The 25,592-nt window shown below is 64.5% G+C and carries 25 protein-coding genes; 10 read left to right on the plus strand and 15 right to left on the minus strand.

What is annotated here, in order from left to right:
- Nucleotides 1-66: 66 nt before the first annotated feature.
- Both mreC and mreD read left to right on the plus strand, forming a co-directional pair.
- A complete protein-coding gene (mreC, locus tag LQD11_RS03720) occupies nucleotides 67-942 on the plus strand; it encodes a rod shape-determining protein MreC (protein WP_276315660.1) in 876 nt (291 codons plus the stop codon).
- The gene (gene mreD / locus LQD11_RS03725) at nucleotides 935-1,426 is read left to right on the plus strand and encodes a rod shape-determining protein MreD (protein ID WP_238616322.1); all 492 of its coding nucleotides are present in this window, start codon (nucleotides 935-937) and stop codon (nucleotides 1,424-1,426) included. Before mreC ends, mreD begins: the two co-directional genes overlap by 8 nt.
- A 10-nt stretch (nucleotides 1,427-1,436) precedes the next feature.
- On the opposite strand, the gene LQD11_RS03730 is transcribed toward mreD, so the two are convergent.
- A complete protein-coding gene (locus LQD11_RS03730) occupies nucleotides 1,437-2,396 on the minus strand; it encodes a ChaN family lipoprotein (RefSeq protein WP_238616323.1) in 960 nt (319 codons plus the stop codon).
- Between the two features lie 130 nt (nucleotides 2,397-2,526).
- Between LQD11_RS03730 and rnd the strand changes: the two genes are divergently transcribed.
- The gene (rnd, locus tag LQD11_RS03735; RefSeq protein WP_238616324.1) at nucleotides 2,527-3,672 is read left to right on the plus strand and encodes a ribonuclease D; all 1,146 of its coding nucleotides are present in this window, start codon (nucleotides 2,527-2,529) and stop codon (nucleotides 3,670-3,672) included.
- An 87-nt stretch (nucleotides 3,673-3,759) separates the two neighbouring features.
- Nucleotides 3,760-4,248 (plus strand): FKBP-type peptidyl-prolyl cis-trans isomerase, encoded by a 489-nt coding sequence (locus LQD11_RS03740; RefSeq protein WP_008932429.1) that lies wholly within the window; start codon nucleotides 3,760-3,762, stop codon nucleotides 4,246-4,248.
- A gap of 221 nt (nucleotides 4,249-4,469) precedes the next feature.
- Here LQD11_RS03740 and cspE read toward each other — a convergent pair whose 3' ends face one another.
- Together cspE and LQD11_RS03750 are read right to left on the minus strand one after the other, a co-directional pair.
- Complete coding sequence (gene cspE, locus LQD11_RS03745; protein WP_008932428.1) at nucleotides 4,470-4,676, minus strand: transcription antiterminator/RNA stability regulator CspE; 207 nt, start codon at nucleotides 4,674-4,676, stop codon at nucleotides 4,470-4,472.
- Between the two features lie 335 nt (nucleotides 4,677-5,011).
- A complete protein-coding gene (locus tag LQD11_RS03750; RefSeq protein WP_238616325.1) occupies nucleotides 5,012-5,452 on the minus strand; it encodes a hypothetical protein in 441 nt (146 codons plus the stop codon).
- Nucleotides 5,453-5,828: 376 nt separating this feature from the next.
- On the opposite strand from LQD11_RS03750, the gene LQD11_RS03755 reads away from it, so the two are divergent.
- On the plus strand, nucleotides 5,829-6,380 hold the full coding sequence (locus LQD11_RS03755) for a SprT family zinc-dependent metalloprotease (RefSeq protein WP_008931340.1): 552 nt from the start codon (nucleotides 5,829-5,831) through the stop codon (nucleotides 6,378-6,380).
- A gap of 6 nt (nucleotides 6,381-6,386) precedes the next feature.
- Here LQD11_RS03755 and LQD11_RS03760 read toward each other — a convergent pair whose 3' ends face one another.
- On the minus strand, nucleotides 6,387-8,288 hold the full coding sequence (locus tag LQD11_RS03760) for an ATP-binding cassette domain-containing protein (RefSeq protein WP_238616326.1): 1,902 nt from the start codon (nucleotides 8,286-8,288) through the stop codon (nucleotides 6,387-6,389).
- A 135-nt stretch (nucleotides 8,289-8,423) separates the two neighbouring features.
- Here LQD11_RS03760 and LQD11_RS03765 point away from each other — a divergent pair, with 135 nt between their 5' ends.
- Both LQD11_RS03765 and metA read left to right on the plus strand, forming a co-directional pair.
- Nucleotides 8,424-9,278, plus strand: coding sequence for an ATPase (locus LQD11_RS03765; RefSeq protein WP_238616327.1), 855 nt, complete (start codon nucleotides 8,424-8,426; stop codon nucleotides 9,276-9,278).
- A 50-nt stretch (nucleotides 9,279-9,328) separates the two neighbouring features.
- Nucleotides 9,329-10,402 (plus strand): homoserine O-succinyltransferase MetA, encoded by a 1,074-nt coding sequence (gene metA / locus LQD11_RS03770; protein WP_238616328.1) that lies wholly within the window; start codon nucleotides 9,329-9,331, stop codon nucleotides 10,400-10,402.
- Between the two features lie 17 nt (nucleotides 10,403-10,419).
- On the opposite strand, the gene LQD11_RS15555 is transcribed toward metA, so the two are convergent.
- The 3 genes from LQD11_RS15555 to LQD11_RS03790 all read right to left on the minus strand — a co-directional run bounded on the left by LQD11_RS15555 (nucleotide 10,420) and on the right by LQD11_RS03790 (nucleotide 14,749).
- Nucleotides 10,420-10,689 carry an ACT domain-containing protein gene (locus tag LQD11_RS15555; RefSeq protein WP_200175604.1) on the minus strand — a complete coding sequence of 90 codons (270 nt, stop codon included), beginning with the start codon at nucleotides 10,687-10,689 and terminating at the stop codon, nucleotides 10,420-10,422.
- Complete coding sequence (ilvG, locus tag LQD11_RS03785) at nucleotides 10,686-12,413, minus strand: acetolactate synthase 2 catalytic subunit (protein WP_338081466.1); 1,728 nt, start codon at nucleotides 12,411-12,413, stop codon at nucleotides 10,686-10,688. The genes LQD11_RS15555 and ilvG overlap by 4 nt, the downstream gene beginning before the upstream one ends.
- 269 nt (nucleotides 12,414-12,682) lie before the next feature.
- The gene (locus tag LQD11_RS03790) at nucleotides 12,683-14,749 is read right to left on the minus strand and encodes a tRNA(Met) cytidine acetyltransferase TmcA (protein WP_238616329.1); all 2,067 of its coding nucleotides are present in this window, start codon (nucleotides 14,747-14,749) and stop codon (nucleotides 12,683-12,685) included.
- A gap of 267 nt (nucleotides 14,750-15,016) precedes the next feature.
- Between LQD11_RS03790 and LQD11_RS03795 the strand changes: the two genes are divergently transcribed.
- Complete coding sequence (locus LQD11_RS03795) at nucleotides 15,017-15,220, plus strand: cold shock domain-containing protein (protein ID WP_200175598.1); 204 nt, start codon at nucleotides 15,017-15,019, stop codon at nucleotides 15,218-15,220.
- A gap of 113 nt (nucleotides 15,221-15,333) precedes the next feature.
- Here the strand turns inward: LQD11_RS03795 and LQD11_RS03800 are convergent, their stop codons facing one another.
- The 8 genes from LQD11_RS03800 to LQD11_RS03835 all read right to left on the minus strand — a co-directional run bounded on the left by LQD11_RS03800 (nucleotide 15,334) and on the right by LQD11_RS03835 (nucleotide 23,561).
- Nucleotides 15,334-15,921: a CBS domain-containing protein gene (locus LQD11_RS03800; protein WP_008931348.1), complete on the minus strand. Its 588-nt coding sequence runs from the start codon at nucleotides 15,919-15,921 to the stop codon at nucleotides 15,334-15,336.
- 81 nt (nucleotides 15,922-16,002) lie between these two features.
- On the minus strand, nucleotides 16,003-16,803 hold the full coding sequence (gene trpC / locus LQD11_RS03805) for an indole-3-glycerol phosphate synthase TrpC (RefSeq protein ID WP_238616330.1): 801 nt from the start codon (nucleotides 16,801-16,803) through the stop codon (nucleotides 16,003-16,005).
- A 5-nt stretch (nucleotides 16,804-16,808) separates the two neighbouring features.
- On the minus strand, nucleotides 16,809-17,831 hold the full coding sequence (gene trpD, locus LQD11_RS03810) for an anthranilate phosphoribosyltransferase (RefSeq protein WP_238616331.1): 1,023 nt from the start codon (nucleotides 17,829-17,831) through the stop codon (nucleotides 16,809-16,811).
- Nucleotides 17,828-18,481: an anthranilate synthase component II gene (locus tag LQD11_RS03815; RefSeq protein ID WP_238616332.1), complete on the minus strand. Its 654-nt coding sequence runs from the start codon at nucleotides 18,479-18,481 to the stop codon at nucleotides 17,828-17,830. Before LQD11_RS03815 ends, trpD begins: the two co-directional genes overlap by 4 nt.
- A 57-nt stretch (nucleotides 18,482-18,538) precedes the next feature.
- Nucleotides 18,539-20,041: an anthranilate synthase component I gene (trpE, locus tag LQD11_RS03820; RefSeq protein WP_238616333.1), complete on the minus strand. Its 1,503-nt coding sequence runs from the start codon at nucleotides 20,039-20,041 to the stop codon at nucleotides 18,539-18,541.
- 95 nt (nucleotides 20,042-20,136) lie between these two features.
- Complete coding sequence (locus LQD11_RS03825; protein ID WP_238616334.1) at nucleotides 20,137-20,817, minus strand: phosphoglycolate phosphatase; 681 nt, start codon at nucleotides 20,815-20,817, stop codon at nucleotides 20,137-20,139.
- Between the two features lie 5 nt (nucleotides 20,818-20,822).
- Nucleotides 20,823-21,512: a ribulose-phosphate 3-epimerase gene (gene rpe / locus LQD11_RS03830; RefSeq protein WP_008931354.1), complete on the minus strand. Its 690-nt coding sequence runs from the start codon at nucleotides 21,510-21,512 to the stop codon at nucleotides 20,823-20,825.
- Between the two features lie 174 nt (nucleotides 21,513-21,686).
- Nucleotides 21,687-23,561, minus strand: a complete 1,875-nt coding sequence (locus tag LQD11_RS03835) for a sensor domain-containing diguanylate cyclase (protein WP_238616335.1) — start codon at nucleotides 23,559-23,561, stop codon at nucleotides 21,687-21,689.
- A 438-nt stretch (nucleotides 23,562-23,999) separates the two neighbouring features.
- Between LQD11_RS03835 and LQD11_RS03840 the strand changes: the two genes are divergently transcribed.
- Together LQD11_RS03840 and LQD11_RS03845 are read left to right on the plus strand one after the other, a co-directional pair.
- Entirely contained in the window at nucleotides 24,000-24,203 is a 204-nt protein-coding gene (locus tag LQD11_RS03840) for a hypothetical protein (protein ID WP_238616336.1), read from the plus strand.
- 6 nt (nucleotides 24,204-24,209) lie between these two features.
- Nucleotides 24,210-25,544, plus strand: a complete 1,335-nt coding sequence (locus LQD11_RS03845; RefSeq protein WP_238616337.1) for an RNA-guided endonuclease InsQ/TnpB family protein — start codon at nucleotides 24,210-24,212, stop codon at nucleotides 25,542-25,544.
- Nucleotides 25,545-25,592: the final 48 nt, after the last annotated feature.

A 25,592-nucleotide genomic window follows, 5' to 3' on the forward strand; every position in this document is an offset into this window, starting at 1 on the left:
CGTCCCGTCGCACCCCATGGATTCATTGCCGCAGGAGGGCCTGCTATCAAACAGCCGCTCTTCAACCTGGGGCCGTCTCCCGCTTTTCGGCTGGCACTGTGTGTGATCCTGTCCCTGGTGATCATGACCCTGGATCATCGCCACGACCACCTGCAGCAGGCCAGGACCACCCTCGCCCTGCTGGTGTATCCCGTGCAGTATCTGGCGGACCTGCCGGTGCGGACCGGTGACTGGATACGGGAACAGTTCTCCACCCACCAGACCCTGATCGCCGAAAACCGCGCCCTGCGCGAAGAACAGTTCCGGATGCGCAGCCTGCTGCTGCGCTTCGAAGCCCTGGAAACGGAGAATGCCCGGCTACGGGAACTGCTCGACACTTCCACGCGCCTGCGGGAGGAAGTGGTGATCGCGGAACTGCTGTCCGTGGATCTGGACCCGTTCCGACAGCAGGTTCTGGTCAACAAGGGGCATTTTCACGGCGTCTACGCGGGCCAGCCCCTGATCAATGCCGCCGGCGTGGTGGGGCAGATCCTGGAAGTCAACGCCCTGCACAGTGTCGCCCTGCTGATCTCCGATCCCAGCCACGCCCTGCCCGTCCAGGTCAACCGCACCGGCCTGCGCACACTGGCGGTCGGCACCGGCAACCCCGAACGCCTGTCGCTGCGCTTCATCCCCCCCAGCGAGGACATCGAGCCCGGCGACATCATCAGCACCTCGGGGCTGGGCGGACGTTTCCCCGCCGACTATCCGGTGGCGCGGGTCGTCCGGGTCGAACGCCCTTCCGGCGAACCCTTCGCCGTGGTGGAGGCGAGGCCGATGGCCAGACTGGACCGCTCCCGGGAGGTGCTGCTGCTGTGGCCGGCCGACGGGGGGCGCCGGAACGGGCCGACCTCGCCCGCTGACACGGACACCCCGGCAGCCACGGAGGAGGACCATGGATAAAATCCGCGGCCTGCTGTTGGTCATCCCCCTGACCCTCCTTGCAGCCTTTGTGCTGACCATCCTGCCGCTGCCGGACTGGGCCATCCACTGGCGTCCGGAATGGGTGGCCATGACGGTCATCTACTGGAACATGGCTCTGCCGCGACGGGTGGGCGTGGGTACCGCCTGGCTCCTCGGCCTGCTGCTGGACGTGACCAAGGGTGCTCTGCTGGGTCAGCACGCCTTGGCCATGGCGCTGATCGCCTGGATCAGCATCCGCCTGCATCAGCGAATCCGGGTCTACCCCCTGTGGCAGCAGGCCATCACCGTCGGCGCCCTGCTGGCCCTGTTCAAGCTGATGGTGCTATGGGTCTACGGCATCACCGGACATGCGCCGGGCACCTGGCTGTACTGGGCCCCGCTGGCCGCCAGCATCCTGCTGTGGCCGCTGATTTTCGTACTCCTGCGACGGATACGTCGCCGCTGGTGCCTGAGCCTGGCCTGAGTGCCCCGGGTCAACCCGACCGCATCCGCTCCAGTTGTTCACGAAAGTCATCACAGGGATCGGTGATGCGCAGCCTCGGCGTGAACCAGACCCAGTGATGGACCTGGGGCGTGGCGGAGGCATAGTCGGCCATCGACGCCGCCTCTTCCCTCACCTCCACAAAGGCAAGACTCAGCACCGTCCGCTCCGGGGCCTGCCGATGCAGATAGAGGGGCACCCCATGGTCCAGCCGGACATGACCACTGCCGGCAATGAGAATGGCCGGCCGCCCCGTCACGGCCGCCATGCGCCGGGCCATGTAGGCATCCCGGGCGCGCTGGGCGTTGACCATGCCCGCCGCCCGGGTCTCGGGCAGATAACCACAGTGTGCATCCAGGATGCGTCGGGTCAGGGTCGACAGGGCCTCATCGGGCAACGGCGCGTCCAACCCCAGATCCGACAGGGCCTCATCCAGCACCTGGAAGCCCTCGCGGGCCACCGCCAGGGCGGCACTGCCGGAGAGATTCCCGGCGATGATCGGCAGCCCGTGGTTCAGGGCATGCTGCACCAGCGCCCGGTACTCGTCCCAGGGCCATTGCCGCCCCATCACCCCGGTCCGCTCCGCCAGCCCATCCGCGTCACGCCCTCCCTCGGCCCGATAGGCATCGATGGCCGGCTGATCCTCCAGGTCGAAGATCTCGAACACCAGAGCCGGCTTGCGATCCGTCATCGCCTCCACCAGGGTCAGCTGCAGGCGGTGGTGATCCGGATTGCCGTGGACTTCTCCCAGCAGCAGGAAATCCGCCCGTCGCAGATCGTCGATCAGGTCCGCGCCGTCATCACCGAGTGAATCATGATGGGACCAGCGCTGCCCCACCAGCGGGTGATCCTGAAGATGGGGCGCCAGCCACGGCTGTCCGGACCAAGCCGGCAAGGGCAAGATCAGGGCGATCAGCAACAGGCAGTGGAACAACCATCGATGCAAAGACATGGGTGGGATCCTTGTGCAACAGAAGGGAGTGTGATGGTGTCAACGGTATACTATCGACCCGAAGGCCCGCCAGGCCAAGCCCACAGACCGGAGCCAAGACCCGCCTCCGGCAGGAGACCGTGACCCATCCATGGACCATGCACGCTTTATCGACACCCCCGAGGCCCTCGAAGCCCTTTGCCGCGACCTGGAGTCCTGCTCCTGGCTTGCCCTGGACACGGAGTTCATCCGCGAAAAGACCTACTATCCCCAACTCTGCCTGATCCAGGTCGCCACCCCCGATCTGGTGGCCTGCATCGACCCGTTGGCCCTGGAAGACCTGGCCCCGCTCGACAGGCTGCTCCGGCGGCCCGACCTGCTCAAGGTCCTGCACGCCGCGGGACAGGATCTGGAGATCTTCTACCACCGGGACGGTACCGTGCCCACGCCGATATTCGATACCCAGGTGGCCGCCTCCCTGCTGGGTCATGGTGATCAGATCGGTTACGGCAAGCTGATCCAGGCCGTGCTGGGGGTGGAACTGGAAAAGGGCCATTCCCGCACCGACTGGGCCCGCCGTCCACTGGACCCCGAGCAACTGGCCTATGCGGCGGATGACGTCCGCTATCTGGCCCAGGCCTACCCCCGGATCCGTGACGCCCTGGAACGCAGTGGCCGCCTGACCTGGCTGGAGGAGGATTTCCGGCGCCTCGCCGATCCGGCCGGCTACGAGCCGGCTCCTGACGCCATGTGGCGCCGCCTGAAGGGCATCAACACCCTGCGCGGCATCCAGCTGGCGATCGCCCGGGAACTGGCCCGCTGGCGCGAGCAGGAGGCCATGCGGGCGGACCGGCCCCGCCGCTGGCTGCTGCAGGACGAGGTGATCCTGGATCTGGCTCGCCGCAAGCCCTCCACCCCGGCAGACCTGGAGCGCATCCGGGGCCTGCAGGAACAGACCCTGCGCCGGCACAGCCAGACCCTGCTGGATCTGGTGCGCGCGGGCCTGTCCTGCCCGCAAGAGGCATGGCCCGTATTGCCGCCCCGGGTCCAGCTGTCACCGGCCCAGGAGGCCTTGGCGGACGTGGCCATGGGACTGCTGCGCCATCAGGCCCAGCTGAACGATATCAGCCCGGCGGCCATCGCCACCCGCAAGGATGTGGAAAGCCTGGTCGCCGGCAATGCCGACTGCGCCCTGCTCAAGGGCTGGCGCGCCCGCCTGGCGGGCAAGACCCTGCTGCAATGGTTGCAGGGAGAACGCGCCATGCGGGTGGAGTCGGGACAATTGCACCTGGACTGACGGAGTTCTTGTGTTCCGCGGGTGATCTATACATGCCAGGCGCGTTAGACTGGCGCTTCATTCATAAAGAATCAGAGGATCGGCCTCATGCAGATCGGCAGCAACAAGGTAGTCAGCATCGCGTACACGCTTACCGACGAAGAAGGCCGCGTGATCGACCAGTCATCCGAACAGGCGCCTTTCGCCTATCTCCACGGTGCCAGCAACATCATTCCCGGGCTGGAAAAGGCCTTGGAGGGAAAGCAGGCCGGTGATGAACTGGAAGTGAAAGTGGCCCCCGAACAGGCCTATGGAGAGCGGGACGACAGCCTTGTTCACACCCTCAACCGCAGTCAGTTCCAGGGGGTGGATGAGCTGGAGGTGGGGATGCAGTTCCATGCCGGCGGTGACAATGGCGGCATGCAGGTGGTCACCATCACCGCCATCGACGGGGACGACGTGGTCATCGATGCCAATCATCCACTGGCCGGCGTCACCCTGAATTTCCAGGTGAAGATCCATGAGGTACGGGACGCCACCCCGGAAGAGCTGGACCACGGCCATGCCCATGGCCCTGGTGCCGCCAACGATCACTGAATGGCGAACACCAAGGGCGCAGGGAAGCGCCCTCGGCACTTTGCGGGGAGATGTTCAAAGGTACGGGAAGAACGTCCCTGTCCGGCGAAAATCAGAGGCGTGTCATCGGATGACTGCCGGTACAGGCCCGGAGGATAGCTGGAGAAAAGACCGAGCGGACGGGCCAAAAAAAAAGAGCTGGGACCCTCATGCAAGGATCCCAGCTCTAGCAGGGACAGAACTCAGGCGTCGATGGTCACATTGACGGCCTGCAGGCCCTTGGGACCCTGCTGAACCTGGTAGTTGACCTTCTGGCCTTCAGCCAGGGTCTTGAAGCCATCGGAGTTGATGGCAGAGTAATGCACGAACACGTCGGCACCACCGTCTGCAGGGGCGATAAAGCCAAAACCCTTCGTTTCATTGAACCACTTAACAGTACCGGTAGACATTGACTAAACCTCAATCTGATCTTTCAAGTTAACTACAGCTCCATGCAGCGGTTCCCGTGCCGACGTTAAACGGACAACCCGCACCACCACACAGGAGCCAGTCTATCCGCTTAGTGGCTCACATGCTATAGCGTTATGCATGCCCAACCCCGCCCGAGCCGGAAAAGCCCCTCGGGAAAAACGGGATTTTTTCCATTGCATCAAATCGTTGCCGAAATCAGGGCTGATCCGAAATACCTCCCGTGAAGGGCAAAAAAAATGCGCCGACGGCGGTCTCAAGCCCTGGGAAGGCCCTTGCGGGCACCCGTGACCGGGTGCCCGACAGTGCCGGAGCCTCAGGCGGCGGCGTAGATTCCCCGTCCGGTGTTGCGCAGGCGGCCGTTGCGCTTGAGGTAAGCCAGGGTCTGGCTGATGTTACGGGTTTCGACACCCTGGGAAGCCAGTCGACTCTTCAATTCCTTGGTGCTCATCTCGCCCTGCTCGTTGATGATATCAACCACCATGCGACTGAGATTGGCATTGCCGTTGCCGGCGCCTGCACCGCCCTTGGCGGAAGCCTTGCGGCGTGACGCGGTACGACCGCCCAGCGCCTTGATTTCCTTGTCGATGGCGGCCAGCTCGGCGGCCTGGCGGGCCACCACTTCCTTGCGCCGGGCCTGCAGGGCTTCCAGCTGTTCGCGCCGGGCCTTGGCTTCACGCTCCTTCTCTTGCTCCTCCCGCTGACGGGCCAGCACATAGAGCTCTTCGGCAGACATGCTGTCCAGGATATTATTCATTCTTAACAACTCCCGAAAATTTCAGAGATTCAAATAACGTTTTTTTTGAAAACAAAAAGTGCATCGGGTTCCAAGAACCCGATGCACTTTGGGCATACATGATTAGTAAAGCCGGAAAGGACTCTTCCTGAGTGGCGCCATTTTCCGCGACCCCATTGAAAATGTCAAAACCACGAAATACTCAATTCAGTTCGGAAAAACCGGTGACCGCCTCGCAACGACACAGCTGTCAAAACTCAAGATGCGGGAGAGATACAGGATTAAGTCACCCCATGTTCCGGAACACGGACAAACCGCCGATGTCGAAACCAGTCGTTGCGATCCGACCAACCCCGCTTCACAATCGGTCCTCGAATCATCCGAATGCTGACTGCCCATGCCCCTCAATCCCGAACAACAACAAAACATCCAGGACAAGGCCCGAGAGCTGTACGCCCGCGCGGCACGACTCTACCGGCTTCAGGAAACACCTCCCGAAGTACGCCTGGATCTGCGTGGACGGGCGGCGGGTCAATGGCGGGTGACGGCGGGTCGGGAGTCGCTGCGTTTCAATCCCCACATCTTTGCCCTCGACTGGCACAATCATTTTCCAGACACCATCGCCCACGAGGTGGCCCATAGCGTGATCTACCGCCGTTTCGGCCTGGGCGCCGGACGTCGCCGCCCCCATGGCCCGGAATGGCAGGAAGTGATGACGAGACTGGGATTCGAGCCCCGTGTCACCCATGATACCGATCTCAGCCTGATCCCCACCCGCCAGGTCAGGACCTATCCCTACCGCTGTACCTGCCGGGTTTATGCCCTGGGGGTGCGACGACATGGCAACGCCCAGCGGGGAGAGCGGATCTACTACTGCCGCAGCTGTGGCGACAAGCTCCGGTTCGACCCCGACGCGAACACGGACACGCCGAAGAAGAAGTCGGCCTGATGCACACTATCCCCTGGAACGCCCTTCCAGGTCTTCCCAGCGGGCATAGGCGGTATTGAGTTCCGCTTCCTTGTCCGCCAGGGCCGACTGCATGGCGGCAATCTCGTCACCGCCGCGCTGATAGAAGGCGGGATCGCCCAGGGTGGTCTGAATCCCCGCCAGTTCCTCTTCCAGGGTCTCGATCCGCTGGGGCAGCGCCTCCAGTTCACGCTGTTCCTTGTAACTGAGTTTCACCACCCGTGGCGCCGGTTTCGATGCCGGCGCCGGGGCAGCCGCCGGCCGCGCCGGCTCGGCGGGCGCCCCCCTGGGAGCCGGGCGCTGGCGCAGCCAGTCACTGTAACCGCCCACATACTCCCGGAAACGCCCCTCCCCTTCCCAGGCGATGACGCTGGTGGCCACGTTATCCAGGAAGTCCCGGTCATGGCTCACCACCAGCACCGTGCCGTCAAACTCCACCAGGCGGGACTCCAGCATCTCCAGGGTATCCGCATCCAGATCATTGGTGGGTTCGTCGAGCACCAGCACGTTGGCGGGCCGGGTGAACAGCTTGGCCAGCAGCAGGCGGTTGCGTTCGCCTCCGGAAAGGGCCTTCACCGGCTGGCGGGCACGGGCCGGCTCGAACAGGAAATCCTGCAACCAGGACAGCACATGGCGACTCTCGCCGCCCACGGTGACCCGGTCACGACCCTCGCCCACGTTGTCCACCACGCTGGCCTCCTCATCCAGGGCGGACCGGTGCTGATCGAAATAGGCCACTTCCAGGTGTGTTCCCTGGCGCACCGTGCCCGCATCGGGCTGCAACTGCCCCAGCAAGAGCCGCAGCAACGTGGTCTTACCGACGCCGTTGGGGCCGATGATGCCCACCTTGTCACCCCGCAGGATCAGGCTGGAGAAGTCACGGATCACCGGTTTCCCGGCGTAGCTGAAGCACAGGTTCTCGGCTTCCACCACGATGCGTCCGGATGGGGCCGCCGACTGGGTCTGCAGGCGGGCGGTGCCCAGACGCTCCCGACGTTCGGCCCGCTCCGCCCGCAGGGCCTTGAGGGCACGCACCCGGCCCTCGTTGCGGGTCCGCCGGGCCTTGATCCCCTGGCGGATCCAGACCTCCTCCTGGGCCAGTTTCTTGTCGAACAGGGCGTTCTGGCGCTCCTCCGCCTCCAGGGCCTCGGCCTTGCGCTGCAGGTAGGTGTCATAGTCGCCGGGCCAGCTGGTGAGCCGGCCCCGATCCAGCTCGATGATGCGGGTCGCCAGACGACGCAGAAAAGCCCGGTCATGGGTGATGAACAGCAGGCTGCCCTCGAACCCTAGCAAAAAACCTTCCAGCCACTGGATCGCATCCACGTCGAGATGGTTGGTGGGTTCGTCCAGCAGCAGAAGATCCGGCGCCGTCACCAGGGCGCGGGCCAGCAGCACGCGGCGCTTGAGCCCGCCGGAAAGACTGTCGAAGGGCGCCTCCCCCCGCAGTTCCAGGCGTGACAGCACCGTTTCCACCCGCTGCTCCAGGGTCCAGCCGCCCACCGCCTCCAGTTCATGCTGGCAACGCTCCAGGGCCTGCAACGCCTGGGGGTCGTCGGGCCGCTCGCCCAGGTCATGCACCAGCCGGTGATAGCGACGCACCAGTTCGCCCACATGGCCCAGCCCGTCGGCCACCACGTCGAAGACACTGCCGCCAAGCCCCTCCGGCACCGCCTGCTCCAGCATGGCCACCCTGAGACCGTCTCGACGCACGATCTCGCCGTCGTCGGCCTGCATGTCGCCGGTGATCAGGCGCATGAAGGTGGATTTGCCCACCCCGTTGCGTCCCACCAGGCACAGGCGCTCCCCCGGCTCGATGGACAGATCCACGCCGTCCAGCAGGTGATGCTGACCGAAACCGAGCTTGATATTGCGAAAGACGAGCAGAGGCATGGGGAATATCCGGTAAAATAAAGTCCCATTGTAACGCAGGGCAGATACGGGGATCGGGGCGGCGAGGATCGCCACTTTGCGGGCGTATCCCGTAAAATGCGGCCCGATCCATTCATCAATGACGGAATCCCCCCCTTGAGACTCACGGCCTCCGAATACCGGCACTGGAAGAACAAGTCCATCACCCTGCTGGGCATGTCCGGCGTGGGCAAGACCCGCCTCGCCCACCAGCTCCGCCGCGCCCACTGGTTTCACTTCTCCGGGGACTACCGTATCGGCAGCCGCTATCTGGATGAGCCGATCCTGGACAACATCAAGCGCCAGGTGATGCACATTCCCTTTCTCAAGGAACTGCTGCGCTCCGACTCCATCAGCATCGTCAATAACCTGTCGGTGGACAACCTGCAGCCGGTCTCCAGCTTTCTCGGCAAGCTGGGCAATCCCGAACGGGGAGGCCTCTCCCTGAGGGAGTTCAAGCGCCGCCAGCGTCTGCATCATGACGCCGAAGTGGCCGCCATGCGCGATGTGCCCGAGTTCATCCTCAAGGCCCAGGATATCTATGGTTTCGATCACGTCATCAACGACGCCGGCGGCAGCGTCTGCGAACTGGATGACCCCGGTGTCATGGAACTGCTGGCGGAACACACCCTGATCATCTACATCAAGGCCACCGAGGCCAACGAGCAGGAACTGATCCGCCGCGCCGAGGAAAGCCCCAAGCCCCTGTATTACCGGGAAGACTTCCTGGACCGGGAACTGGCCCGCTATCTGGAAGAGAAGCAACTGGAATACGTGGCCCAGATGGATCCGGACGATTTTGTGCGCTGGACCTTCCCACGCCTGTTCCGGGATCGTCTACCCCGCTACGAGGCCCTGGCCAGGCGTTATGGCTACACCATCAATTCCGATGCCATCGCCCAGGTCCGCACCGAAGCGGATTTCAACAGTCTGATCGAACAGGCCCTGGACAGCCAGCGCCCGGAGCGCTGACGCCACGGCCTTCGACCCTTCCCGTCAAACCCGCAGTCAGGACACCCGCCATGCCGCTCGTTGCCCATTCGGAACTGCCCACCTTCTCGCGCCTGAAGCAGGAAGGTCAGACGGTACTGCCTTCGGACTATGCCCTCAAGCAGGACATCCGCGCCATGCACATCGGGCTGCTGAACATGATGCCCGATGCCGCCCTGGCGGCCACGGAGCGCCAGTTCTGCCGTCTGGTGGGGGAAAGCAACCAGATTGCCCAGTTCTACATCCATCCCTTCACCCTGGACGCCCTGGAACGGGGTCCCCAGGGTCGGGCGCACGTGGCCCGGTACTATGAGCCGCTGGAAAAGATCCAGGAACAGGGGCTGGACGCCCTCATCATCACCGGCGCCAATGTCACCCAGCCGGACCTGTCCCTGGAGCCCTTCTGGGAGCCGCTGGCCCAGGTCATCGACTGGGCCTACGCCAATGTCACCTCCACCCTGTGCTCCTGCCTGGCCACCCACGCGGTAATGCAGTTCCGCTACGGCCAGACCCGCAGTCCGCTGGGTTTCAAGCGCTGGGGGGTCTACCCCCACCGGGTGGTGGATCGCACCCACCCCCTGGTGGCCGGGGTCAATACCCGCTTCGACGTGCCCCATTCCCGTTTCAACCACATCTCACGGCAGCAGTTCGAGGCCGCCGGGCTCAAGGTGCTGGTGGAAAGCGAGGAGGCCGGGGTGCATCTGGCGGTGAGCGAGGACGAGTTCCGCATCGTCTTCTTCCAGGGGCATCCGGAGTACGACATCATCAGCCTGCTCAAGGAATACAAGCGGGAGGTGGCCCGCTATGCCCGAGGCGAGCGCAAGGACTACCCGCCCTTCGTGGACAATTATTTCTGTCCCCGCAGCCAGGCGATCCTGGAAGAATACCGGGACCGCCTGGACCTGACCCTGAAACGGGGTACCACACCCCCCGACTTTCCGGAACAGCTCATCTGCGAGCACCTGGACAACACCTGGCACGACACCGCCGAGGCCGTCATCAACAACTGGATGGGCAACGTCTACCAGTACACCCACATCGACCGCAAGAAACCGTTTCGCGACGAGGTGGACCCGGATGATCCGCTGGGGCGTGTGAAGGCCTGAGCCGTAGCCGCTCCCGGCTACGCCGCGCTCACCCGGCCCAGGGACTCGCGGGCCTCCGGCGCCGCCTGCAGGGCCGCCAGGTGCTCCACATCCCACAGCTTTTCCAACTGCCGGGCCAGCATCCCCGGGTCCCGCCGACCAGCCACCCGCAGGCGCACGTGGTAACGCCCGCCCTCCAGGCGCACGTTCATGTCCTGCACCTCGAACCCGCGGGCACGCACGGTGCGCAGGATCCGCTCAAGGCTGCCCTCGGCCGGGCGGGCGAACAACTGGAACTGATGGCTCATGCCACATCCTCCTGAATCATCTGGTCATTGGACATGCCCGGCCCGACGATGGGCCAGACATTCTGTTCACGTTCAATGGGCAGGTGCAGCAGCAACGGCCCGGGGGTTTCCAGACAGGCCCGGATGGCCGCCTCCATGGCATCCGCGCCCTCGAAGCGGCGGGCCGGAATGCCGAAGGCCCGGGCCACCTGAACGAAATCCGGGTTGTCGGACAGATCCACCGAGGACAGGCGGCCCTCGTAGAACAGTTCCTGCTGCTGACGCACCATGCCCAGGTACTGGTTGTCGAACAGCACGATCTTCACCGGCAGTCCGTAGCGACCCAGGGTGGCCAACTCCTGCACGTTCATCATGAAGGAGCCGTCACCGCTGACGTTGATCACCCGGGCGTCGGGGTGGGCCAGCTGGGCACCGATGGCCGCCGGCAGGCCGAAGCCCATGGCACCCAGGCCACCACTGGTCAGGTGCCGGCGGGGATGATGGAAGCCGTAATACTGGGCCACCCACATCTGGTGCTGCCCCACGTCACAGGCCACATAGGTCTGATCCCCGGCCCGGCGGGACAGGGCATCCAGGAACCGCAGGGCCGGGAAACCGCCCTCGGGCCGCTCCGGCGGCAGCCTGAACCCTTCCGTCCGGCGGGAGCGGGCACACCGCTCGCGCCAGTCATCAATGGACAGCGGCAGGGCCAGGCGCGGCAGCCACTGATTGAGATCTCCCACCAGGGCCACTTCGGGCGCCCGCAGTTTTGCCATTTCCGCCGCATCCACATCCAGGTGGATCACCCGGGCGTCGGGGGCGAAGGCCGCCAGGCGGCCGGTGGCACGGTCATCGAAACGGGCACCCACCACCAGCAACAGGTCCGAGGCCTGCACCGCCCGGTTGGCACAGGGGGCGCCATGCATGCCCAACATGCCCAGGTTGAGGGGATCATCGGGCGGCAGCAGACCGACCCCCTTCAGGGTGGTCACCACCGGCGCGCCGGTACGGGCGACGAAATCACGAAATGCCGCCACCCCATGGCCCAGGGCGACACCGCCACCGGCATAGATCACCGGTCGCCGGGCGGCACCCAGCAGGTCGAGGGCGCGGGCCAGTGCCGCCTCGTCCGGTGTCTCGGCCTCGCCGGATGTCCGGTGCCCGAGAGCCGAACCGGAGGACAGCTGGGCGGGGGCCAGCTGCACATCCTTGGGGATATCCACCCACACCGGACCGGGGCGCCCTTCCTGCGCCAGATGAATGGCCTCTTCCAGGACGGCTTCCAACTCGTCCACATGACGCACCAGGTAGCTGTGCTTGGTGATGGGTAAGGTCAGACCCAGGACGTCGGTCTCCTGGAAGGCATCGGTGCCCAGCAGGCCGGTGGGTACCTGGCCGGTAATCACCAGCAGGGGAATGGAGTCCATGTGGGCGTCGGCCACGGCGGTGATGAGGTTGGTGGCACCGGGTCCGGAGGTGGCGATACAGACCCCCAGACGACCGCTGGCGCGGGCATGGCCGTTGGCGGCAAATGCCGCCCCCTGCTCGTGGCGGGTGAGAATATGGCGGATGGGGGCGGCATCCTGGGCCATGGCATCGTAGAGGGGCATGATGGCGCCGCCGGGATAGCCGAACACCGTCTCCACCCGATGTCGCTTGAGCACCTCCAGAACCACCCAGGCACCATTTCGGGTGGGGCTGTCCGACATTGGGTGGGGTGAAGCGGTGTCGGCGTCGGCGGGCATGGGCGATATCTCCTGCGGTGATGTCGGTTGACGAAAAAGTCATGGGCAATAAAAAACCCCGGGTTTCAAGGCCCGGGGTTTTTTGGATTCTGATCAGTGTTGCTGGATCGTCAGCGCAACAAGCCCCCGGGCCGTGGTGTGTCCACGACTACCAGTACCAGGAAGCTGACTACGCTGTGAATCATGTGTCTGGAGTGCTCGGGGTTTGTTGAGAGCTTGAGTCCGATATTAGGCAGACGCGACGAAGATCGCAAGAAAAAATCCGCCGCTCAACCATCATCAGGCAGACCGGCGACGGCACGGCGCAGCACCGTGATCACCGGCTTGCGTCCGGACACCCCCAGATGCCGTGCCACCGTTTCCCAGGGGCGCTGCTGGATCACCCGCATCACCAGGGCATCCCTGTGGTCTTCCTCCAGGGATTTGGTGGACGCCGCCAGGCCGCGAATCACACCGGCATGCAGGGCGGGCAGGCAGGCCTCATAGACCCGCCGCCCCCGGGCAAAGGCGGCAATCACCCGGCGATCCTCACCGGACAGGGGCGGAAGCTTCAGGCCCTGGAACAGGCTGGCCGCCAGATCCGGCGCCATCCCCCGCAGAGGATCGGACAACAGCATCGGCAGGGTGCGGCCAAACCCGGCCCGCACCGGGTCCAGCACCCCCTGCCCCTCCGTGGTCAGGGCCTGCAGCACGGTCACCGCCCAGCCCCCGCTGCTCACTTCCGGCTTCACCCCTACCCGCACCGGACAAAAACCCTGCCCGGTCCAGAAACGCAGCAACGGGTCCGTTCCGCCGAAACCGGCCCCGATCAGGTCGATGCCCGCCTCCCGTGCCTCCTCGACCAGGGCCTGCAACAGGGCAGTGCCCAACCCCCGTCCCTGGGCAGCGGGATGGACGGCGATACGCACCACGCGGCGATAGCGCAGCATCCCCCCCGAGGGCGGCATGTCGCCGTAAAGCATCAGACTCACGGGCAGAAAATGCCCCTGGGGACGACGCTCTCCCGCCCAGACGGACCGGCACAGCCCCGCCCCCAGTTCACCTTCATCCGCCAGCAGGGCCACGGCGGCCACCCGCCCCCGGTGCATCAGGCCGACCACCTTCAGGGCCGGGTCATCCAGCATCCGCTGCAGATCCGACGGACGGGTGCGGTAATGGGCCAGGCTCAGCAGACCGAAAATATCGCCAAGCAGGGCCTCGTCCCCGGCCAGCCGCCCGCGGGAAAAGGCTTTGCGCTCACAGGTCACGGGCCGGGCGTCGGTCATGGACACATCCTCCGCCGCCTCCGCGTCCAGCATCAGACCGCGGGCCATGAGGGCCTCCAGCGGATCATCCACGGCCCAGCGCACCGGGGTTTCCAGATGCAGGTAACGGGTATCGGGCACGCGCCGCGCCAGGGTGCGGCGAAAGCGCACGGCAAATCCCCGCCCTCCCCCCTCGTAGCCGTGAATGGTCCCCGTGAAGGCGATGGGGCGGCGGGCCGCCAGACAGGCGGTGAGCCACTGATCCAGCCACTGCATGGGGATGCCCGCGGCCTCGTCCACCAGCATCAGATCCGGGACCGGGTCGGGGACGCCATCGGGCGGGACATATTGCAGCGTCGACGCCCCCAGGCGCAGTCGCCCCGGCTCGTGTACCGCAACGGGGGGAAGCAGCCCCCTGGCCTGCTCGAACAGCGGTCCCAGGGCCGAGAGCCGGGGTGCGGTCACGCCGATATGAATGCCATCGCCATCGGGACGGGAGGCCGTCATGAGTCGTGCCGCGGCAATGCCCAGAGCCGCGGTCTTGCCGCGGCCGCGATCGGCCGTGATCACCAGCACGGGCGCGGCCCGTCCTTCGGCAAGATCCCTGACGGCCTGCACGGCATCGCGCTGATCTTCGGTCAGGCAGGGGTCCCCAGTCGGATCTGGAGGTGGCCGGTCCCGGGGCACGGGCCATGATGACACCGCCGTATCCGGTCCAAGGAACGGCACGGCGGCACGTTGCAGTTGTTGCCGGAAACGGTGCAGGAACAGGGAGTCTGGAGGGTTCTTGGCGGCAGGCAGGATCAGCAGCAGGACGCCCCCACCCCGCAGTGCCCCGGAGGCGGCGCCCAGGGCATCGGCGGACAGCCCGGCGGCGGCATCGAAGACCAGGGCATCCAGATCCCTGCCCAGCAGGCTGTCGGCCCGGGACAGCGGCACATGCTCGACAGCCACCGGAGGCGCCCCCCCGACCCAGGCCACCCGGCTGCCGGCAGGCAGGTCGGCGCACCACTGCGCCACCTTGACATTCCCTGAAACCTCAAGGGCTTCCAGGCAGATCAGGCGGCGATGGAGAATAAAAGTTGGCGGCATGGGAACAGTTCCGGTGAAGCAGGAAGCAACGGGGTAACCGTCCTGTTTGTGACGGAGTTTGCAATTTCCGCACATACATCACAAAATTGAAAAACAATCAGGGCAAATTAGTGATGGCGCCCCGCCAAGGCCGGGCGTATGATGAGAGGCGCAGTTGCCCTGTTAATCACCATGCACGGAAGTCCGCCTGTCTTTTCAAGGCAATCGACCGCCGCCGGTTTCAGCAGGAACGCTGCGAGTATATTTTTTCCTACGAGGTAATACGCAGTGCTGACCGGTACCGTGAAGTGGTTCAATGAAGGCAAGGGCTTTGGTTTCATCACGCCCGACGACGGTGGCAAGGATATCTTTGTCCACTTCTCCGCAATCGAGGGGAGCGGTTTCAAGACCCTGGCCGAAGGCCAGAAGGTGACCTTTGAAACCCAGAAGACCCCGAAGGGGCTGGCGGCTTCCAACGTCAAGCCCGCCTGACGTCAGGGATGGCTGGATCCTGATCCGTACGGGTCCCGTTCGACCCGTCGGGTTGGCATGCACCGAATCCGCAGACAGGAACCCCGCCATCGGCGGGGTTCTTTGTATGTAGCTTATCGATTCAGCAGCTTCTCGATCTGGGCAAAGCTCTGCACCGGCCCCTCGGCGGAGATCTCCACCCCCAGCTGACGCCCGATCTGGGTCAGCGAGAACACGCCACGCACCACTTCGCGGCCATTCTCGAATTCCACCACCAGACCATGCTGACGCCCGGCCTCCCGCAGGGTGGCAACGATGTCCCCGACCCGAGCCAGCACCACGTCGTAATGATCGATGGCGCTGATGTCGTTGCGGTGAGTCATCACGTGCTTGACCGCCAGCGCGTTGTGGGCGATGCGCTCGTCGGACACCACCTTCACCGGGCGCTCGCCCAGGATGTCACGGGCGGTGACCACACCCTGGATCTGATCGTCGTCGGAGACCACGATCAGCAGACGCACCCCGGAGTGGATCATCTTCTGCAGCGCGGCATCCATGGCGGTTTCGGGAGAGACGGTGACGGCCTCCACCCGACGAAAGTCCGTCATCACGTCCACGGCCGGGTCTTCCATGGTGACCCGCTGCGGTAGCCCCTGACGGAAGCGATGCACCACCGCATCGTCGGTGAGGGCATGGGAGGGAACGAGAGTGTATCGAGCCATCAAAACCTCCTGATCATGGGGCGGGAAACCCGACCTTGTTGTTATGTCGCCTGTCACAGCGAGTCTAGCACGGCCCCGGGATCAGGCATCGAACAGGGCACTCAGCTGAAGACCCGGGTCCGGCGCCTTCATCAGGGCCTCGCCCACCAGGAAGGCATGCACCCCGGCCCGGCGCATCCGCGCCACGTCCTCCGTCGTGTGGATGCCGCTCTCCGTCACCACCAGTCGATTCTTCGGCATCATCGCCAGCAGACCCAGCGTGGTTTCCAGGCGGGTTTCAAAGGTCCGCAGGCTGCGATTGTTGATACCGATGATGCAGGCATCCAGGGCCAGGGCACGCTCCAGTTCAGGGGCATCGTGGACCTCCACCAGGACATTCATGCCCAGGTCATGGGAGAGCTTGAGCAATTCGGACAACTGGGTATCGTCCAGGGCGGACACGATCAGGAGCACACAGTCTGCGCCCATCACCCGAGCCTCGTAGACCTGGTAGGGGTCGATGATGAAGTCCTTGCGCAGCACCGGCAGGGCGCAGGCGGCGCGGGCATCTTCCAGATAGGCCTCATGCCCCTGGAAAAAGTCATGATCCGTCAGCACCGACAGACAGGCGGCACCGTGCTGCTCATAGGTGCGGGCGATGGCCACCGGGTCGAAGTCCTCCCGCAGCAGGCCCTTGCTGGGGCTGGCCTTCTTGATCTCGGCGATCACCGCGGGGCGCCCGGCATTCACCCGATCCTCCAGGGCCCGCAGGAAGGGACGCACCGCCGGCGCGGCGTCCACGAAACGGGCCAGATCCTCCAGGGAGGTCCGGGCGCTGCGCTCTGCCACCTCCTCGCGCTTGCGGGCCAGGATCTTCTTGAGGATATCGGGGGTATCGGTCATGGGGTTCACGCCTTCAGGGATTGGGAGACACGGGCCAGTTCGTCCATGCGGGCCGCGGCGGCTCCGCTGTCGATCACCTCGCCGGCGCGGCGGATTCCCGCCTCCATGGAGTCCGCCAGACCCGCCACGTGGATGGCGGCCCCGGCATTGAGCATGACGATGTCACGGGCCGGACCCGGCTCGCCGGCAAAGATCCGACGGATCAGGGCCAGGCTCTCCTCGGCGCCATCCACCCGGATGGCATCCAGGGGGGTGCGCGGCATGCCGAACTGCTCGGGGGCGATGATACGGCTGGTCACCTCGCCGTCGCGCAGTTCCGCCACCCGGGTCGGTGCGCCGATACTGATCTCGTCCAGGCCGTCCTCCGCGTGCACCACCATCACATGCCGGCTGCCCAGCAGCTTGAGTACCTGGGCCAGGGGCTCCAGCCAGTGGGTGCTGAACACCCCCAGCACCTGATTGGGGGCACCGGCGGGATTGGTCAGCGGTCCCAGCACATTGAACAGGGTGCGCACTCCCATCTCCCGGCGGGGACCCACCGCATGCTTCATGGCACCATGGTGCCTGGGAGCAAACAGGAAACCCACGCCCACCTGGTTGATGCACTGGGCCACCTGCTCCGGCCCCAGATCCAGATTGACCCCGGCCGCCTCCAGCACGTCGGCACTGCCGGACTTGCTGGACACGGAGCGGTTGCCGTGCTTGGCCACCCGCCCGCCGGCGGCCGCCACCACGAAGGCGGAGGCGGTGGAGATGTTGAAGCTGCCGGAGGCATCCCCCCCGGTGCCGCAGGTATCCACCAGATGCCCGGCCTCCACCTCCACCCGGGTGGCCAGTTCCCGCATCACCGAGGCGGCGGCGGCCACTTCATCCACCGTCTCCCCCTTCATGCGCAGGCCCACCAGGAAGCCGCCGATCTGGGCCGGAGTGGCCTCGCCGGTCATGATCTGGCGCATCACATGGACCATCTCGGGTCCGGTGAGATCACGCTGCTCGGTGACTGCGCGAATGGCTTCCTGCATGTTCATGGTATGGCCCGCCCCCTGTCGTCGTGTGTGATCGGATTGTTGCGGCCACCCGGAGAGGGGTCAACCCTCGGCGGGGCCTCCAGGAAATTCCTCAGCAGGTCGTGGCCATGTTGGGTGAGGATGGATTCCGGGTGGAACTGGACGCCCTCCACGTCCAGGGTGCGATGACGCACCCCCATGATCTCGTCCAGGGTCCCGTCCGGGGTCTCGGTCCAGGCGGTAACCTCCAGACAGTCCGGCAGGGAGGACTTCTCGATCACCAGGGAGTGGTAGCGGGTGGCCTCGAAGGGATCGGTCAGACCCCGGAACACCCCCATGTCCTTGTGGTGAATCAGGGAAGTCTTGCCGTGCATGATCTCGCGGGCATGGACGATGCGGCCACCGAAGGCCTGGCCGATGGACTGATGCCCCAGACAGACCCCAAGGATTGGGACCCTGCCGGCAAAATGGCGGATGGCGGCCAGGGAAATGCCCGCCTGATCCGGGGCGCAGGGACCGGGGGAGATGAAGATCCGCTCCGGCGCCATGGCCTCGATCTCGTCCAGGGTGATGGCGTCGTTGCGCCGCACCTCCACATCGGCCCCCAGCTCACCCAGATACTGGACCAGGTTGTAGGTGAAGGAGTCGTAGTTGTCGATCATCAGGATCATGTGTGCCGTACCGTAATGAGGTTGGCTGGACTCGGGAAAAGGCCGCGGGAAGCGGCGTCAGGATCGCCCCTTCCCGCGCAACAAGGCGGGCTGTATCTCCAGTCCCGACTCCGCCATGGCCACGGCGCGAAACACGGCGCGGCCCTTGTTCATGGTTTCCGCCCACTCATTGTCGGGCACGGAGTCATGGACCACCCCGGCACCGGCCTGGATATGCAGGGTCTGGTCCTTGATGACGGCGGTGCGGATGGCGATGGCGGTGTCCATGTTGCCCTGCCAGGACAGGTAGCCCACGGCGCCGGAGTAGATACCCCGCTTCACCGGTTCGAGCTCGTCGATGATCTCCATGGCGCGGATCTTGGGGGCGCCGCTCACGGTGCCCGCCGGGAAGGTGGCCCGCAGCACGTCCATGGCGGTCATGCCGGGGTGCAACCGGCCCACCACGTTGGAGACGATGTGCATGACGTGGGAGTAGCGCTCCACCACCATGCGCTCGGTGAGTTGCACACTGCCGACGCGGGAGACCCGGCCGGCGTCGTTGCGGCCCAGGTCGATCAGCATGAGGTGTTCGGCGATCTCCTTGGGATCGGCCAACAAGTCCTGCTCCAGGGCCCGGTCGCTGGCCTCGTCCTCGCCCCGGGGCCGGGTGCCGGCGATGGGACGCACGGTGACCACTTCGTCCTCCAGACGTACCAGGATCTCCGGCGAGGAACCCACCACATGGTGGTCGCCCAGGTCCAGGTAGAACATGTAGGGGGAAGGATTGAGACTGCGCAGGGCCCGATAGAGGTCCAGGGGACGGGCGCCGTAGGGGATGGATAGACGCTGGGACAGCACCACCTGCATCACGTCGCCGTCGACGATGTACTGCTTGCAGCGATCCACCGCCGCCTTGAAGCCTTCCTCGGTGAAGCCGGAGATGAAATCCGACTCGCTGACCTTGCGGGGGGCGGGATGGGCCGGTGGCAGATGGGTGATCCGGCGCAGTTGATCCTGCAGTTCATCCAGGCGACGCTCGGCGGACTCGCGCTCACCGGCACCGGCATGGACCACCAGGTAGAGCCGTCCCGCCAGGTTGTCGTAGACCACCACCTCGTCGGACACCATGAGCAGGATGTCGGGCACGCCCAGGGGATCGGGTTTTTCACCGCCACCCAGGCGGGGCTCGATGTAGCGGATGGTGTCATAGCCGAAGTAGCCCACCAGCCCCCCGGTGAAGCGGGGCTGATCCGGCAGGTCCGGTACCCGGAAACGGGTCTGGAAGGTCTCGATCCAGGCCAGCGGGTCATCCACCCGGGCCTCTTCCACCACCCGGCCGGACTCCTCCACGCAGATCTGGTGCCCACGGACCCGGACCACGGTACGGGCGGGCAGACCGACAAAGGAATAGCGGCCCCATTTCTCGCCCCCCTGTACGGACTCCAGCAGGTAGGAATAGGGACCGGAGCCCAGCTTCAGGTAGGTGCTCAGGGGGGTGTCGAGATCGGCCAGCACTTCACGGACCAGGGGGATGCGGTTGTAGCCCTGGCGGATCAGATCATCGAATTGTTCGGGACTCATGGGACGTTTCCGGTGGACAGATTGGCACGGCGGGTGAACGGGCTGCTGTCACCCACGCCATCGCGTCGACCGGACTAGAATGAGAATCCCAGGCATCAGGCTATCTGCTCCATGAGCCCCGGCAGTTGTTCGAGGCTGTCGATGACCGAATCCGGCTTTTGCTCCCGGATATCCTGGCCGTGATTATAACCATAAGTGACGCACACAATGCCAAATCCGGCAGCCCGGGCGGCCTTCACGTCGCTGCGGGAGTCCCCCACCATGAGGGCATCCTTGGGATGGACGTCGAACTGATGGGCGGCGTACAGCAGAGGGGCCGGATCGGGCTTCTTCCGCGGCAGGGTATCACCGGCCACCACCAGTTCGAAGAAGTGGTCGATGTCCATGGCCCGCAGCAGGGGCGCCGTGAACCGGGCCGGCTTGTTGGTCACGCAGCCCAGGCGCATGCCGGCTTCCGCCAGGGCCTCCAGGCCTTCGCGCACCCCCGGATAGAGCCGGCTACGGCCGGTATTGTTGTCCCGGTAGATGTCCATGAACAGGGCCAGCGCCCGTTCATACAGGTCCGGCTCGGGCTCGGCCTCCATGTCGCCGGTGAGGGCGCGCTTGACCAGGCGCTCCACCCCGTTACCTACCCAGAGCCGCACATTGGCCTCGCCCCGGGTGGGCATGCCCAGGGCCTCCATCATGCGGTCCACACTGAAACTCAGGTCCGGCACGCTGTCCACCAGGGTACCGTCCAGGTCGATGAGCACCATCTTGGGCTGCGGAATCGTCATCGGCTTCACACCTTGGCCAGTTCAGCCCGCATGGCGGTGACGATGCTGTCATAGCGGTTGGGATCTTCCGCCCGGGCGGCACCGAAGATGGCGGAACCGGCGACGAAGGTATCGGCGCCGGCGGCCTTGATCTCGGCGATGTTGTCCACCTTCACGCCGCCATCGATCTCCAGACGGATGTCCAGCCCGGATTCGTCGATGCGGCGGCGGGCCTCCCTGAGTTTGTCCAGGGTGGCGGGGATGAAGCTCTGACCGCCGAAACCCGGGTTCACGGACATGAGCAGGATCATGTCCACCTTGTCCATCACATAGTCCAGATAGGACAGCGGGGTGGCGGGATTGAACACCAGGCCGGCCTTGCAGCCCTCGTTGCGGATCAGTTGCAGGGTGCGGTCGATGTGCTCGGAGGCCTCCGGGTGAAAGGTGATGTAGTCGGCACCGGCCTTGGCAAAATCGGGAATGATGCGGTCCACCGGCTTGACCATCAGATGGACGTCGATGGGGGCGGTGACGCCGTGCTTGCGCAGGGCCTCGCACACCAGGGGGCCGATGGTCAGGTTGGGGACATAGTGATTGTCCATGACATCGAAATGGACGATGTCCGCGCCGGCGGCCAGCACCTGAGTGACTTCCTCGCCCAGCCGGGCGAAATCGGCGGAGAGGATGGAGGGCGCGATCAGATCAGGTTTTGCCATGGGTCTTTGCCTCGTTATTGTCGGCCATCCCGGCACCCGGCGGGAGCCGGGGCGGAGATAACGTTATTCGGTTTGCTTCCTTGGGTGGTGGAGGCAATGTAACCCAAGGCGCCGGGAAAATTAAGCATGGGGTGATACGGTGGGAGTCCATGCCGCCACCCGGAAACCGCTCAATCAATACTCCCCGCCCGACGGCCACATCTCCGGCGCGAAGCGCACCACCTGATTGCGGCCGTTCTCCTTGGCGGCATATAGTGCCACATCGGCGTATTTCAGCACCTGCCAGAAGGCCTGGGCATCATCCGGATAGGCGGCCAGGCCGATGGAGAGGGTCTTGTGAAGCTCTGCGCCGGCCACCCTGAAGGGATGGGCCTGCACCGCCTCGCGGATCTTGTTGGCCACGTCCAGCGCCGCCTCCGCGCCGGTGTCCAGCAGGATGATCATGAACTCCTCGCCACCATAGCGGATGACCAGATCGGATTCACGCAGATGGGCCTGGAAGATGCCGGCCAGTTCCCGCAGGATCTGGTCGCCCACATCGTGCCCGTAGGTGTCGTTCACGGTCTTGAAGTAGTCCAGATCCAGCATCATCAGGGTCATGGGCATCTGACGGCGCTTGCACTGCGCCACCAGGCTGTCGGAATACTCTTCCAGAAAACGGCGGTTGCGCAGGCCGGTCATGGCGTCCTTGAGGCTGGATTCGCGCAGGCTGGCCATCAGGCCCTTGGCCTGCAGTACCGGCGCCGCTTCCCGCAGATAGGCGCTGATCAGGGGACGGGCACGGATCAGCGCCGGTATGTTCTGGGGTGGCACCACCAATTGCACCACACTGCCCACGCCGCCGGACTGGATGATGGGCAGGCACAGATAGCTGCGCCCGTCGGCCAGGGCCTCGCTGTCGAAGGCACGACACAGGTGACGGTTCTCCAGGCCATCGATGGCGTGGCCGGTGCGCACCGCCCTGCAAATGGTGCTCTGTTCCAGGATGTCGGGACGGCACCAGCGGATCTCCTCGTGAAGCACCCCGTCCACTACCACCGTATCCATCAGACGCTTGTCCCGGTCCACCTGATAGATGGAGAAATGCGCCATGCCGAACTCGGTACGCAGGACTTCGCTGATGCGGAAGAAAACTTCCTCGGTGGTCTGGTCCTCCTCGATGGCCTGCTTGAACTGGGCCACCTTCACCAACCCCGAAACCGTGGTGGCGGTCTCCTCCAGCAGATTGGCCCTGGGGTCGGGCGCGGTATTCACCAGCCGGGCCACATGGTCGCGGATCTCGGTCAACTTGTGGGTGATGGCATCGGCCATTTCATTGAAATGGTTTGCGATCTGCCCGATCTCGTCGCGACTGCGACTGTGAACCCGCTGGCTGAAATCCCCGCCGCTGGCCAGTCTGGCGGCCTTGCGGACTTCTTGGGTGGTCTCCACCAAAGGGCGAAGCAGACGCCCCAGAAAGACCATGGACAGCACGCCGAACAGCCCCATGATGACCACCAGGAACAGGGCCGTGACCATGCCGGCGGTCTTCATGTGGCCCACGGAGACGGTCAGTGTGACGGCGCCCAGGGCGACACCCTCGGGGGCCTGATGGCAGGCCATGCAGTTGATGTCTCCGTTGGAGGAGGCGATGTAGGGAATGGTGGCGCGGAACTCCTCGCCGAACAGTCCGCCGACCAACCCGAAGTAGGGCTCGCCGCTTGCCAGCACCTGCCGGTCGATGTCATCGGCCGGTGTCTCCATCGGCAGGCCTTCGCCGTGCTGCGCGATGACCCGTTCCCCGCGGATCACCCGCACCTCGTTGAGGCTGTTCACCTCCGCCAATCGCCGCAACATGGAGGCCCGACGGTCAATGGTGTCGTTGAGCATGGCCTCGGTGAGGGAAACACGGATCATCTCCGCCGCCGTGCGGGTATGTTCCGTGGCCGAACGGACTGAAAAATCCCGGATCAGCGCCATGCTGGACAGGCCGACGACCAGCATCATGGTGAGCATGACCACAAGCAGTGCGCCCATGGCCTTGGTTTGCAAGCGGCTGCTGCTGGTCACTGGAAACCTCGCGACCCCATAGCGGGGTAAATCCCCACATTGTACGCCCTCAAGGCCCGGTTGGCCCGGGGCTGTCGGAATCGCAAGCCGGAGTATAGGACGAATAAACGCCGTTTTTCCGTCCGGGCCAGGGCCTGTCCAAGGTCCAATACATTCTACCGCCGTGACAGCGGTCGCCCCAGTCGTGCTTCAGGTGTCCAAGCGGAAATAAATAAAGGGGGTTAAAAGTTGTTGCAAGGCCCTTAACCTACCATTCCAGTCGGATATGGCGCGGAATGCCTGCTATACTCGGAATGAAGCCACCGCACCGACTCCCTCACCGGGGGAATAATTCGCTCCGAATCGGGCGGTGATCAGCGATTAGGGGTGGGAAACAACAGTATGGGTTGAGGAGCTACCGGAAAAAACTGGACGAAGCCTTGAAGAAGGACGCGACACATGACGTACCGGATTGAATCAGGCTATCCGCTGGAAAGCGATTGGCTGCCCGCCAGTGTTTTCGCGCAACACCACGAAATCCTATCGGCTGCGGTGGCGATCGCCATAGAAGGCGTAGACGATCCTGAAGCACAGGAAGTTCGCGTAATTTGCGTGGAAACCGGCGAAGTGGTCTGGCGTTCGACCGAAGAACGATATGAGTGACGTGCCATGCAACTAACCCACAAGATCGCGCTGTGCCCGACACCGGAACAGACCGACTACTTCAAGCGTGCCTGTGGTACCGCGCGGCGCGTCTGGAACTGGGCGCTGGCCGAGTGGAACGGGCAATATGCGGCCGGTCTCAAGCCCGAGGCGATGGCGCTCAAGAAGCAGTTCAACGCTATCAAGTACCGTGACCCGCAATGGCTGGACAAAGACGGGCAGCCGTGGCTCAAGACCATCCATCGCGACGCCCATGCCCAGCCGTTTGCGCATCTGGCCAGGGCATGGGATCGGTTCTTCAAGGACACCAAGGTAGGCAAGCCGGCCCATGCGCCCAGGTTCAAGAAAAAAGGGCGCTGCCGTGATAGCTTCTATGTGGCCAACGACAAGTTTCGCATGACAGACAAGACGATCCGGCTACCCAAGGTCGGGGACGTAGCGATGGCCGAAGCGTTGCGCTTTGAGGGCAAAATCCTGGGCGCGACCGTCTCGCGCACGGCTGATCGCTGGTTTGTTGCGGTGCAGGTCGAAGTCAAAGACAGCGACTTTTACCGCCAGTGCACAGGCGATGGTGTGGTTGGGGTGGATGTCGGCGTCAAGGCCGCTGCCACGCTGTCTACCGGCGAAGTGATTGAGGCGCCCAAGCCGCTCAAACGCGCACTACGACGGCTCAAGATTCGCAGCCGTCGGCTCAGCCGCAAGCTCACGGCGGCCAAGATCAAGGCCGGACTTAAGCCGAACCAATCCATCCCTAAAGGCACGAAGCTGCCAGCCTCGAACAACCGTCAGAAGTCTGCTGCGACATTGGCAAGGCTGCACAAGCGCATTGCCAATATCCGAGCGGATTTCACCCACAAGCTCACCACGCGGCTCTGCCGCGAGAACCAAGCGGTGGTGATCGAGGATTTGCACGTCAAGGGCATGCTGGCCAACGACCGGCTGGCGCGTGCCATCAGCGACGTGGGCTTTGGGATGTTCCGCTCGCAGATCGAATACAAGACGGTGCGCTACGGCACCCAGCTGATCGTGGCGGATCGCTGGTATCCGAGTAGCCGCCTGTGCTCGGTCTGTGGTTGGAAGCATGAGGCGCTGACGTTGAAGGATCGGGAATGGACGTGTCCGCAGTGCGGAACACGCCATGACCGTGATCACAACGCAGCGCTCAATCTTGAACGGCTGGCAACCGCAACTGCCCTACCCGTGGCGAGTCCGTCCGGCAACGGTGGCGCTATGTCTGGAATGGTTCCAGACGTAGTCGGGAAAGTCACGCCTGTCAGATACGATTCCGGTAAGGGTTCGGGGCAGGAAGGGAACAGTGCGCACTTTCGCGCACGTTTTTGATAGCAGACCGAGGATCAAGTGGATTCCCTGAGGCGTTACCACTGCGAC

It is taken from the genome of Ectothiorhodospira shaposhnikovii, assembly GCF_022227765.1.
Lineage (GTDB): Bacteria > Pseudomonadota > Gammaproteobacteria > Ectothiorhodospirales > Ectothiorhodospiraceae > Ectothiorhodospira.